General features: G+C 60.7%; 8 protein-coding genes and 1 rRNA gene. 4 read left to right on the forward strand and 5 right to left on the reverse strand.

The genetic code is table 11. The features are described 5' to 3' along the window. Positions 1 to 2: 2 nt before the first annotated feature. Positions 3 to 118: ribosomal RNA gene (gene rrf, locus J5M57_RS18760) — 5S ribosomal RNA — on the forward strand. Positions 119 to 610: 492 nt separating this feature from the next. Continuing rightward, on the forward strand, positions 611 to 2,491 hold the full coding sequence (locus J5M57_RS18765) for a methyl-accepting chemotaxis protein (protein ID WP_064585347.1): 1,881 nt from the start codon (positions 611 to 613) through the stop codon (positions 2,489 to 2,491). Between the two features lie 146 nt (positions 2,492 to 2,637). Here the strand turns inward: J5M57_RS18765 and J5M57_RS18770 are convergent, their stop codons facing one another. The 5 genes from J5M57_RS18770 to J5M57_RS18790 form a co-directional block, all read right to left on the reverse strand. Next, positions 2,638 to 3,105, reverse strand: coding sequence for an SRPBCC family protein (locus J5M57_RS18770; protein ID WP_169842742.1), 468 nt, complete (start codon positions 3,103 to 3,105; stop codon positions 2,638 to 2,640). Between the two features lie 22 nt (positions 3,106 to 3,127). Then, positions 3,128 to 6,520, reverse strand: coding sequence for an amino acid adenylation domain-containing protein (locus J5M57_RS18775; protein WP_207849329.1), 3,393 nt, complete (start codon positions 6,518 to 6,520; stop codon positions 3,128 to 3,130). A 13-nt stretch (positions 6,521 to 6,533) separates the two neighbouring features. Beyond that, positions 6,534 to 7,463 carry a diiron oxygenase gene (locus J5M57_RS18780; RefSeq protein WP_207849330.1) on the reverse strand — a complete coding sequence of 310 codons (930 nt, stop codon included), beginning with the start codon at positions 7,461 to 7,463 and terminating at the stop codon, positions 6,534 to 6,536. Next, complete coding sequence (locus J5M57_RS18785) at positions 7,460 to 8,236, reverse strand: DUF3050 domain-containing protein (protein ID WP_169842739.1); 777 nt, start codon at positions 8,234 to 8,236, stop codon at positions 7,460 to 7,462. Before J5M57_RS18785 ends, J5M57_RS18780 begins: the two co-directional genes overlap by 4 nt. A gap of 730 nt (positions 8,237 to 8,966) precedes the next feature. Beyond that, positions 8,967 to 9,677, reverse strand: coding sequence for a GntR family transcriptional regulator (locus J5M57_RS18790; RefSeq protein WP_207849331.1), 711 nt, complete (start codon positions 9,675 to 9,677; stop codon positions 8,967 to 8,969). Between the two features lie 196 nt (positions 9,678 to 9,873). On the opposite strand from J5M57_RS18790, the gene lapG reads away from it, so the two are divergent. Together lapG and lapD are read left to right on the forward strand one after the other, a co-directional pair. Continuing rightward, positions 9,874 to 10,566, forward strand: a complete 693-nt coding sequence (lapG, locus tag J5M57_RS18795; protein WP_007962016.1) for a cysteine protease LapG — start codon at positions 9,874 to 9,876, stop codon at positions 10,564 to 10,566. A gap of 14 nt (positions 10,567 to 10,580) precedes the next feature. Beyond that, positions 10,581 to 12,527, forward strand: a complete 1,947-nt coding sequence (gene lapD / locus J5M57_RS18800) for a cyclic di-GMP receptor LapD (protein ID WP_169842737.1) — start codon at positions 10,581 to 10,583, stop codon at positions 12,525 to 12,527. The last annotated feature ends 125 nt before the right edge of the window (positions 12,528 to 12,652 follow it).

Consider the following 12,652-nt stretch of genomic DNA (forward strand, 5'->3'; position numbering starts at 1 on the left):
TTCTTGACGACCATAGAGCGTTGGAACCACCTGATCCCATCCCGAACTCAGAAGTGAAACGATGCATCGCCGATGGTAGTGTGGGGTTTCCCCATGTGAGAGTAGGTCATCGTCAAGATTAAATTCCAGAACCCCTGTCTGCTAACGCAGACAGGGGTTTTGTCGTTTCAGGGCCAGCTAAAAAATCCAGGTTCACGACACTGCTGATCGCGATCAGCACTGATAGCTGACCGTGGCGGCGACGCTGCGCTCTTCGCCCATCTAGAAGACCTTCAGACTCGTTCAGCAGGCGATATAGGGCTCATCGGTCAGGTATTCGCGTGCAGGTGCACGTCGGCGCCCCTCAAGCCGCCTTGCCCCGAATAACGCCTTTGAAAACCTCATGGCGAACGCTCTGGCACGCCGTTCGGCGGGAATCTGCCAGAAAGAACATCCATTTCCTACACAGCCCTAAGATTTCTCCGAATCGTGCCGACAGACTGGTGAGACATGCGTGCACCAAAGTAGAGCGGCCATTAGAACGCTGCCTGCCAGCTATTGGATATTTGGAGCTACATGGAATGTTGCATCCCGGAACGCATCCCCACTTTTGCATAAGAAGTCCCATGAAATGAATCTCAAGTTCAGCCATAAAATCCTGTTGGCCGCCTCGGGCGTCGTGGTCCTGGCTTTCGCTTTGTTCACCCTCTACAACGACTATCTGCAGCGAAACACCATTCGCCAGAACCTCCAGTCCTCCGTGCAGCAGGCCGGCGATCTGACCGCCAGCAGCGTGCAGAACTGGATGAGCGGGCGAATTCTGGTGCTGGAAAACCTCGCGCAAAACGTTGCTCATCAGGGCAAGAACGCCGACTTCCCGGGGCTGGTCGATCAACCGGCCTTTACCTCGAACTTCCAGTTCACCTACGTCGGCCAGGCCAACGGTGTGTTCACCCAGCGCCCGGATGCGAAGATGCCGGACGGCTACGACCCGCGTCAGCGCCCTTGGTACAAGCAAGCCGTTGCCGCCGACAAGACCATGCTGACCCCGCCTTACATGGCCGCCGTTGGTGGTCTGGTGGTGACCATCGCCATGCCGGTAAAAAAGGACGGCGAACTGCTCGGTGTGGTCGGTGGTGACCTGAGCCTGGAAACTCTGGTGAAGATCATCAACTCGGTGGACTTCGGTGGCTTGGGCCATGCGTTCCTGGTCAGCGGTGACGGTCAGGTGATCGTCAGCCCGGACAAGGATCAGGTGATGAAGAACCTGAAGGACATCTACCCGAATTCCAGCGTGCGCATCGAGAAGGGCAACCAGAACGTGGTGCTCAACGGTCAGGAACGCATCCTGTCGTTCACCCCGGTTACCGGTCTGCCGAATGCCGAGTGGTACATCGGTCTGTCGATTGATCGCGACAAGGCCTACGCCGCCCTCAGCCAATTCCGTACCTCGGCGCTGATCGCCATGTTCGTTGCGGTCGCCGCCATCGCACTGCTGCTGAGCCTGCTGATCAATGTCCTGATGCGTCCGCTGACCACCATGGGCCGTGCGATGCAGGACATCGCCCAGGGCGAAGGCGACCTGACCCGTCGTCTGGTCGTGGAAGGCAAGGATGAGTTCGCGGAACTGGGCAGTTCGTTCAACCAGTTCGTCGAACGTATTCACGCGTCGATTTCCGAGGTGTCGTCGGCCACCCGTCACGTGCACGATCTGTCGCAACGGGTAATGGCGTCGTCCAACGCCTCGATCGTCGGTTCCGACGAACAAAGCGCACGCACCAATAGCGTCGCTGCCGCGATCAACCAGTTGGGCGCCGCCACTCAGGAGATCGCCCGCAACGCCGCCGATGCTTCGCAACACGCCAGCGGCGCGAGCGAGCAGGCCGATGACGGCCGTCAGGTGGTGGAGCAGACCATCCAGGCCATGACCGAGCTGTCGCAGAAGATCAGCCTGTCGTGCACCCAGATCGAAACCCTGAACGCCAGCACCGACAACATCGGCCACATCCTCGATGTGATCAAAGGCATCTCGCAGCAGACCAACCTGTTGGCGCTCAACGCGGCCATTGAAGCGGCGCGTGCCGGTGAAGCCGGACGGGGCTTTGCGGTGGTGGCGGACGAAGTGCGCAACCTCGCCCATCGCACCCAGGAATCGGCGGAAGAGATCCACAAGATGATCACTTCGCTGCAGGTCGGTTCGCGTGAAGCGGTGAGCACGATGAACGCCAGTCAGGCCTCCAGCGAACAATCGGTCGAAGTGGCGAACCAGGCCGGTCTGCGACTGGTCAGCGTGACCCAGCGCATCGGCGAGATCGACGGTATGAACCAGTCGGTGGCTGCCGCGACCGAAGAGCAGACCGCTGTGGTGGAAACCCTCAACGTCGACGTCAACCAGATCAACCTGTTGAACCAGCAGAGTGTCGCCAACCTCAACGAGACGTTGAAGGATTGTGATGCGTTGTCGCAGCAGGCCAACCGGTTGAAGCAGTTGGTGGACAGCTTCAAGATCTGATTTCCGGTCAGTATGACCGCGTAATCGTTCATCGCGAGCAGGCTCACTCCTACAAATTGATCGAGTTTCGTCTGAAGGAACCCGATCAACTGTAGGAGTGAGCCTGCTCGCGATAGCGGTATAAAATTCACCGCCAAGCTCAAGCCTTAAACAAACAGCTTCAGCACATTCCCCATCGCATCATCGGCAAACCCCTGCACGAAGTCCTTGAACCCCGGCAGCGCCTCCTCGCCGCCCGAAGCCGGTTCGGCAATGATCGTCCAGGTCGCCCGCGACTTTTCCGTCCCCAACGATTCCACATTCATCGCCGCCCACAGATTGGCCACCCCCAGGGTGTTGTAGATCGTGGTCCAGGTCATGCTTCGCGCCTGCTCATCGCGGGAGTTGAGTTGCTCGACCACCACGTTGCCGTCCTTGAAAAATTTCTTGCGCAGCGAAGACACGCCTTCGCCGGTCATTTCGATGCGCGACAGCGCCGGGATGAAACGCTCGAAACCGCCGAAGTTGCCGACCACCGCCCAGACCTGCGCCGCGTCTGCCGGCACTTCCACCGAAGACACAACATGGCAGCCGTGAGGGTTTTTGATCAGGGTGTCGGGTTGCAGAGTGCTCATGGTGTTGCTCCTTGTGGTTGAACTAGATGAAGTTGATCTGTTTCAGGTAATCGCAGCCGCGACGCAGCAGCGCCGGGGATTTTTCCGGGTACTGCGCGCCCATCTGTTGCACGCCGGCCTCGGCGTTGGCGTGCCCGATCAGGGAGATGTCGCCGATGTCTTCCTCGAAGCCGTTGAGGTAGAAACCGAGCACGCCGAACAGCGCGTTGTCGGCGTCCACCCGGCCCAGTTGCTGTTGCCAGTCGGCCACGCTGACCAGCGAGAACTCGCTGCCGGTCTCGCGGAACGAGGCGACATAGGCATCCCAACTCAGTGGCTCGGGGTTGTGCAGGTTGAACACCGCACGCTCGGTCGAATAACGGCTGGCGTGGAAGGCGATGAAGCGGGCGAGAAAGTCCACTGGCATCAAGTCGAAATTCAGTGCGAAGGCCGGTACCTGACCGAGCTGGATCGAGCCCTTGAGCATCAGCATCAAACGGTTTTTGTGCGGCTGGCAGACGCCGCTCAGGCTGTTGAAACTGATATTCCCGGGGCGATACAGGTTGACCCACACCCCGCGCTCGCGGGCCCGCTCGAGGATGCGTTCGCCGACCCATTTCGACAGGTTGTAGCCGTTGCGGATGTAGATCGGCGGGGTCGGTGCGGCGGGCAACTCGAGCACGCGGCCTGCGCCATCGACGGTGCTGGATGCCGACAGCGTCGAGACGAAGTTGAAGACCTTCTTGCTGCGCCCTTCGCACAGGCGCAACAGCTCGAAGATCGGCTCGACGTTATCGGCGGCCAGCGACTCGTAATCGAGTACGTGATTGACGTTGGCGGCGTTGTGCACCAGTGCGCCGAACTCGCGATCGAGACGCTGATAATCGTCGTCGGCCAAGCCCAGTTGCGGGCGGGTGATGTCTGCCGAATAAATCCGCACCCGGCTCAGGTCAAGGTGCTCCAGACGGTTCTCGCGCAATGCCTGGGCAAAGCGCTGCGCCGCCGTCTGTCCGCCCCCGTCACGTACCAGGCACGCCACTTCGCTAGCCCCCCAACCGAGCAGCGCTTCAACGATGTGCACGCCGACAAAGCTGTTGGCGCCAGTGACGATCACCTTGTGCACATCGCCGAGACGACTGATCGGCAGCGGCTCGATGTCCAGTGGGCGCTCGGCATCGGCCATGGCCTGGGCGCTGAGCACCGCGCTGTCATCGGTACCGCGCACCAGCGTCGCGAGCTTGATGATGGTCGGCAGTTCGATGAAGCGGTTGATCGAGATGCTGCGCCCGAACTCCTCGCGCAAACGCAGCAACATGCGCGACAGCAGAATCGAGTGCCCACCGAGGTTGAAGAAGCTTTCGTCGGTGGAAATATCGCTGCTCGGCAGTTCCAGCAATTCCGCCCAGATCTCCAGCAACAGCGCTTCGTCGGCGTTCGTCGGCAAGCATTTAGGGCCGCTGTCCAGCACGCTCACCGGCAGCTCCAGCAAGGCCTTGCGATCGACCTTGCCATTGCTGGCGAACGGCATGTGCGCCAACTCAGTCCACGCCACCGGTTGCATGTAGTCCGGCAGGAACTGCTGGGCATGGGCCTTCAACGCATCGCGAGCGGCGTCCGATTGTGGTTGGGCGAGGAACGCCAGAATCCGCCGCTGACTGTCGATCACCACCGCCACCTGACGGTACAGCTGGCTTTCGCGCAGGCAGCGCTCGATCTCTTCCGGCTCGACCCGGAAACCACGAATCTTCACCTGATTGTCGCGCCGCCCGCACAGCTCGATACCGTGTTCGCCCCACTTGGCCATATCGCCGCTGCGATAGGCCCGCAAGGTTTCGCCGTGCGGCAGTTGCAGGGTCAGATAGCGCTCGGCGGTCTGCTGCGGATTGTTCAAATAGCCGAGGCAAACGCCGGGGCCGACGATGAACAGTTCGCCGACGGTGTGCTCCGGCACCGGTTGCAGGTCGTCGTCGAGAATCAGCACCTGACTGTTGGCAATCGGCGCGCCTAGGGTGCGGTTGCTGTCACCCTGCTTGAGTGGCCGGGCGGTGATCAGCACCGTGGCTTCGGTAGGACCGTAGAGGTTGTGCAGCGCGCCCTGCCGGGTCAGTTGCTCGATGACGAAGGGCTCGCAGACATCGCCGCCGGTCATCACTTCCACACCTTGCAATTGCTCCAGCTGCAGGATGCTCAGCAGCGCCGGCGGCAGGAATGCGTGGGTCAGTTGCCGGCGACGGATCAACGCCACCAGCTGCAGCGGGTCGCGGCGTTGAGTGTCATCGGGCACCACCAGTTCGGCGCCTTCGAGCAGCGTCGGAAAGATATCGATCAGCGAAGAATCGAAACTCAGCGAAGAGAACTGCAACACCCGACTCTCGGCGCGCAACTGCACGTAATCGGCGTACCACGCCGTGAAGTGCGCAAGGTTCGCCTGGCTCAGCAGCACCCCCTTCGGATGGCCGGTGGTGCCCGAGGTGTACAGCGCCATGCACGGGGCGTCGAGCTCGGGACGCTGGCGCATCAGCGGTTGGCTGAGATTGGCGTCGGCGACGTCGATACGACTGACATCCAGCCCGGGCATCGATTCACTCAGCGGGTGCTCGCCGTCGTGCAGCAACAACACCGCGCCGGCGTTTTGCAGGATGTATTGCTGGCGCTGTAACGGATGGCTCGGCTCCAGCGGCAGATACACCGCGCCACTGCCGAGCACCGCCAGAATCGAGGCGAACAGCGCAGGGCTTTTCGGCTGGCAAATGCCGACGATCCACGGCTGCGGATGTTGCTCGAGCAATGGTTGCAGACGCTGCTGGATCGCACGGCTGTGTGCGTGCAACTGGCGATAGCTGATCGACTGCTCGGCCAGGTGCAGCGCCGGTCGCTCGGCGTGTTCGATCAGGCTGCGTTGCAGGCGTTCGATCAGCGGGATCTTCGCCTGCTTCAGCAGCACGGGATTGGCCGTGTCGTTGAGGCGATGGACGTAGGCCAGGCGGTCGAGAAACAGCAGGTCCTCCACCTGTTCGAAGTCCGGTGCCGTGGCGGGCATTGCCTGCTGGAAATACTCGGCATCGCGGGAGAAACGGCTGACCAGCAACGCGACTTCGTCGACCACATGCGTCAGCACTCGCTGGCGCAGTGCCTGACCGTTGCCGGACGGCTCATCGCCAATCGGCACGCGGCTGATCAGTGACGAGCCGAGGAAACACAGCAGGTCGAGCGTCGGCAAACCGGTAATGCTCGGCGCACCGAGACCCAGGCGCAGATGCAGGTGCGGGATTGCGCAGAAATCGCCGGCGCCGATAAAGCCATCGTCGATGATCAGATCCACCGCCGACTGCGCCGCGCCGCTGCGCAGCAATGAGTGACCGTGTTGTTCGAGTTCCTGCGCCAGGTCGGTCATGGCCTGGCTGGCGCCAATCAGCAAAATGTCGAGACGTCTCATGTCGGCCTCCTCATCAAACCAGATAATCACGCAAGGCGTGCTGCACGCAGGGCGTGTCGAGCAGCGAGCTGTTGTGGAAAAAACGTACGATGTTGCCCACCAGCGGATGGTGGCGATTGATCGGGAACGCCAGCCCGGCCATCTCGTCCTTGAGCGAACGGCGCACCGCATCGCTGACCGGCAAGACGTCGATCAGGCGCAGATCGAAGGACTTCTGGATGTCGTTGGTCAGGTAATGGCCGATGAACACCGGCAGGATCTGCGCGATGGTTTCCCGGTCGGCGTCACTGGCGGTGTGCCAATAGATGCGCACCATCCGCGCCCAGAAGCTGGAGTGCCGGCCTTCGTCGAGCAGATGATCGGCCATCAGCCCTTTGATCGACGGCTTGACCGTGTCATCCCGGGCGAATGCCGCGACGTCGCCGGTCACGGTGTTCTCGGCGATCGCCACGCAGATCAGTTCCACTGCGCTGCGCAGGTGCTCTGGCGCCAGGCTGACAGCGGCAGGAATCGCCCGGCTGAGTTCGATTTCAGCGGGCAGTTCGATGGGCTCGATGCCGGTCATGGCCACGGTCTGCTGCATGAAATCCATTGCCACCAGCGCGTGGTAATCCTCGTCCACCACCACGGTCATGGCGTCATAGCGACAGGCGAATGGGAAGGCCACGGCGAAGCGATTCTTGGCGATGCTGCGCGCGGTCTTGTCGACGATCTCGGTTTCGAAAATCACCACATCGTTGATGAACTTGTACAGCGTCTGCACCAGGGCAAAATCCCGTTGTTGCGGGCACTCGCGCAGGAAGGTTTCGCTGAGCACCAGAGGCTGGCGGCTCAGCGGGTAGATCAGGCGTTCATCGTCTTCCAGCACGCGCCGTGGCCGGGTGCGGATGGTGGCGCGGTTTTCCCAGGCGTCAGCGAAGGATTGGTAATCGGCGGCGTTCATTGGGCCACCTCCGCCAAGGGTTCACGCATGCTCAGACGCAGGCCGTCCCACAGGGCGATGCGGCTTTCCACCGCCGCGATGGCGCTGGCGTAGACCTCGGCTTCACGCTGCGGATCGCCATCGACCAGACGCTCCAGCAATTGCTCCGCCGCCGGGCCGTGATCTTCGGAATCGACCTCGATGTGGCGCTCCAGGTAGTAGCGAAAGGTCGGCGCCTGCTCGATGCCGATTCCCCAGTCATCGAGGATGCGCTGAAACATTGTTGGAATAACGCTTTCCCGGCCATGCAAAAATGCCGCGGCGACGCTATGACCTGGCGCCTGCAGCGCCGTGCGCAAGGTGTCGCGAACAAACTGCGCGGCCGCCGGATCGACCTCCACGCTTTGCAGCGCAACGTCATAACTCACGCCCTCCTGTTGCAGCGCAACAAAGCGTTCTACCGCGGTTGTGCTTGCCCCGATCTCACGCATGGCGTCGAGGTACAGCTCGAAATGGCTGTAATGACCCTCGATCAAGCGATCGTCCGATTCTTCGCCGAGCACGATTTCATTGATCAGGCGCGCGGCATGCGGATCGCGCGGCGGCAACCATGGCAGACGGGTGCAGGTCAGCTCCTGTTGCAGACGCTTGGTCAGCGACATGAAGTCCCACACGGCAAACACGTGGGTCTCCATGAAGCGACGCAATACCGGCAACGAAGTGATCTCGGAAAAGATCGGGTGAATACTCAGTTCGGCTTTCTTCTGGGCGAGTTGGTTCTTAGTCGACATCATGATGTCCTTTATCATTGATATAAAATGGAACGGCTCTTTTAACTGCGCAATCAATGGGGCGATAAAATGGCGGGCTTTATCTGGGCGTGCGTTGACCTCTTTGTATAACCTGAAAGTTAACTTCGAAGAACGTTACTGCAATGCTCGAAAATGGCGATCTGCGCGGTGTGTAGCGTTAGGGCGCTTGCCATGGCTGGGGTTTAATCCCCGGCGGAGAAAAAGTTATACGTCGAAAAATTAATTAACAAGGGTTAATTTGATTATTTTTAGTTTGGTCTTTTTCAAGCATGAGTTGCTCTGATAAAACTCTTTGGGTAAGTTTTATTTGGGCGTAGTTACTCCTTTCGATCAACAAAGATCAAAATCGAATAAACAGAGTGAATGCCTCACTCGAAGCAACTTTTAACGAATGAAATTAAATGTTTTGAGGGGGACGAAAGTTGGCCGGGAACGGCGCCGAGACTTCCTTTTTCCCGTGACAAGGCTCCTTCCGTAGGTTCCTGTTGCGGGGATTGCACCGACCGTGCGGTGCATCGCCCGTTCTATATGGGGTTGGCCGTCCAAGAGTGCGGGTAAATCGTCGCCACGGCTATGGCCGATTGATCATCGACAGCAAGCAGGCTTCGGGCTGACGGGCGCAGGGAGATTAGAGCGGGGAGGTCGATCTGCCACCTTGATCAGGGGCAGACCGACGGGGGATTTGTAAGCAGGTTATTCGACGCGCAGAGGCTCAGTGCGACGATTTGCGCGCTTGCGCTGCCGGGGTGGCGAGGTAACGGGTGATAACCTCGACGCCACGGTTGAGGTGCTGCTCGAGCAATTCGACCGAGTGTTCGACATCACCTTCGCGGGCGGCTTGCAGCATGGCCCGGTGGTCGTCCTGGGACAGCTTGCCCAGCCCCATGGCCTCGAGGTTGAAACGCAGGAAGCGTTCTTCTTCGTTGAGTCCGTCTTCCACCAGACGCAGCAGGCGCTTGTTCGGCGCCTTGCTGTACAGCGCCATATGGAACAAGCGATTGAGCCGGCCAATTTCGGCGTAGTTGTGTTCAGTCTCGAGTTCGGCAATGTAACCGGCGGCGAGCTCGTGTTCGGCGCTGGTCAGCAACGGGATCGACTGGCGCAGCGCCTCGGATTCGAGCAGGGTTCGCAACTCGTAGGTTTCCGTTGCATCACCCTGAATCAGAGGTGCCACGACGGCCCCTTTGTGAGTGGTGACGTTCAGCAGTTGCTGAGCTTCGAGCTGGCGCAAGGCCTCGCGCACCGGCATGCGGCTGACCCCGAACAGGTCGGCGAGGTCCTGCTGGCGCAGGGCGGTGCCGCACGGCAAGCGGCCGTCAAGGATCGCCGAGCGCAGCGTCTCTTCGATGATCGGGCGGGCGAGGTGTGCGGGAATCGGCCCATCGACTTTGATGCTGTGCAGTGGTTTGGGCTTCTGTGTCACGACTACTCACCCTGAATGACAACGGAATTTGGATCCAACGACACTAGTGATTGCTCTACAGGTTGTCAAACCGTGTAGAGGATTGCCGTGCTGTGTGAAGTTTAGCGCGATGAAGATGATCTCATGGTGCCATTGTTTTTTGCCGGGCTAAGCTTCACCATCAAACGCTTTCCTTCCTGCCCTCTGGAAACCTGCTGTGGCGGTACGTTTCGCGATCCCCCGGACTCTGCGCTGGCTAGGCTGCGCACTGCTGCTGGCCGGCGTCATGCTGGGCGGTCTGCATGCCGATTGGGATTTTTCCGCAATCAGCCGCAAAGCCACCGCGCTGTACGGGCCGCTGGGCGCCGGGCAGCAGCGGATCGATGCCTGGCAAAATCTGCTGGCTACGCAGAAACAGGTCAGCGAGATGGAAAAGCTCAAGGTGGTGAACCTGTTTTTCAACAAACAGGTGCGGTATGTAGAAGATATCGATCTGTGGGGTCAGGTCGATTATTGGGAGACGCCCATCGAGGCGCTGTGGAAAGGTGCCGGCGATTGTGAAGACTATGCGATCGCCAAGTATTTCAGCCTGCGTCATCTGGGGGTCTCCAGTGACAAGCTGCGCATCACTTACGTCAAGGCACTGCGCCAGAACCGCGCGCACATGGTGCTGACGTACTACGCCACCCCCGATGCCATGCCGCTGGTGCTCGACAGCCTGATCGACCCGATCCAGCCGGCGTCCCAGCGAACCGACCTGTTGCCGGTCTACTCTTTCAATGCCGAAGGTCTGTACCTGCCGGGGGCCAAGGGCAACAAGAAGGTCGGTGATACCAAACGCCTGTCGCGCTGGCAGGATGTGCTGAAGAAAATGCAGGCCGAAGGTTTTCCGGTCGAAACGACTAACTAGGAGCACGCGCTCAGATGTCTTTGTTCAAACAGCTGTTGATCGCTATCTGTCTGTTCCTGGTGGTTGCCTTCACCGGCAGCTTCATGGTCAGTCTGGAGAGCTCGCGCACCCAGTACGTCAACCAGCTGCGTTCCCACGCCCAGGACGCCGCCACGGCGCTGGCGTTGTCGCTGACGCCGAATATCGATGACCCGGCGATGGTCGAGCTGCTGGTCAGCTCGATTTTCGACAGCGGTTATTACGCGAGCATCCGTGTGGTCGATCTGAAAACCGACAAGACCATCGTCGAGCGCAGCGGAATTCCGGCGGTGAGCAATGTGCCCGACTGGTTCGTCAAACTGATCGGCCTCGAGCCGGCCGGTGGCGACGCACTGGTCAGCCGTGGCTGGGAGCAGGCCGCCCGGGTCGAGGTGGTCAGCCACCCGATGTTTGCCGTGGCCAAGTTGTGGCAGAGCGCGTTGGGCAGCCTCGGCTGGCTGCTGATCTGCGGTGCAGTCAGTGCGGTGCTCGGTGCGTTGCTGCTGCGCCGGCAATTGCGCCCGCTGGATTACATGGTCAAGCAGTCCCACGCCATCGCCCGCCGTGAATTCCTCAGCCTGCCGGAGCTGCCGCGCACCCCTGAACTGCGGCGCGTGGTGCAGGCGATGAACCAGATGGTCGAGAAGCTCAAGGCGCTGTTCCAGGAGCAGGCCGAGCGCAGTGAAAAGCTGCGCGCCGAGTCCTATCAGGACAACCTCACCGGGCTGGCCAACCGACGCTATTTCGAGATGCAGCTGCACAACCGGGTGAGCAACCCGGAGCAGGCCAGCTCCGGTTACCTGCTGCTGTTGCGGGTCAAGGATCTGGCCGGTCTCAACCAGCGCCTCGGCGGGCAGCGCACCGATGAGCTGTTGAAAGCGGTGGGCGAACAGTTGTCCCGCGAGTGCGCCAAATACCCGGAAACCCAGAACCTCGTGACCCGTATTCGCGGCGGTGAGTTCGCCGTGCTGGCGCCGGGGCTGGTGCGCGAAGAAGCACTGCAACTGGCGCAGAACCTCGACAGCGCGCTGAGCAGCCTGCACGCCACCGGTGCCACCGATGTGCCGGCCGTGGCTTCCATTGGCCTTGCGCCGTTCGCTCACGGCGATTCGCCGCAAGCGGTGCTGACCCTCGGCGACCAGGCGCTGGCGCAGGCCGAGGGGCAGGGCGAGCAGAACTGGGCGTGTATCGATCAGAGCCTGGTGGCGGATGTCGGCGACGATCACCATGCCTGGCATCGCTTGCTCGATCAGGCGTTGAATCAGCAGCGTTTCGAGCTGTACTTCCAACCGGTGGTGGCCGCCCAGGACACGCAACTGGTGCTGCATTACAAAGTGCTGTCGCGGCTGCTGGATGATCAGGGTCAGACCATTCCGGCGGGACGGTTCCTGCCGTGGCTCGAGCGCTTCGGCTGGACCGCGCGCCTGGACCGGCTGATGCTCGAGCGCGTGCTCGAGCAAATGAAAGAGCATGAGGATTCGCTGGCGCTCAACCTGTCCTCGGCGACCCTGGCTGATCCGCAGGCGCTGAACAAAGTGTTCGAGATTCTGCGGGCGCACTCCAACCTCGGCGAGCGCCTGACCCTGGAAATCGGCGAGGAGCAATTGCCCGAACAAGCGGTGCTCGAGCAGTTGACCCGGCGTCTGCGCGAGTTGGGCTTCTCCCTGAGCCTGCAACGCTTCGGCGGGCGCTTCAGCATGATCGGCAACCTGGCGCGGCTGGGCCTGGCGTACCTGAAGATCGACGGCAGCTACATTCGCGCGATCGATCAGGAAAGTGACAAGCGCTTGTTCATCGAAGCGATCCAGCGCGCCGCGCACAGCATTGATCTGCCGCTGATTGCCGAGCGGGTCGAGACGGAAGGGGAATTGTCGGTGATTCGCGAGATGGGCTTGTATGGGGTGCAGGGGCAGTTGTTTGGTGAGCCCAAGCCCTGGAAGTAAACCTTGGAGCGTTGGTCTCAGTGATGCCGCCTTCGCGAGCAAGCTCGCTCCCACATTTGAAATGCATTCCAATGTGGGAGCGAGCCTGGTCGCGAAAGGGTCAGTTCAGTCGGTGAAGATCCGGG

It is taken from the genome of Pseudomonas sp. 86_A (genome assembly GCF_017491705.1).
Classification (GTDB): domain Bacteria; phylum Pseudomonadota; class Gammaproteobacteria; order Pseudomonadales; family Pseudomonadaceae; genus Aquipseudomonas; species Aquipseudomonas koreensis.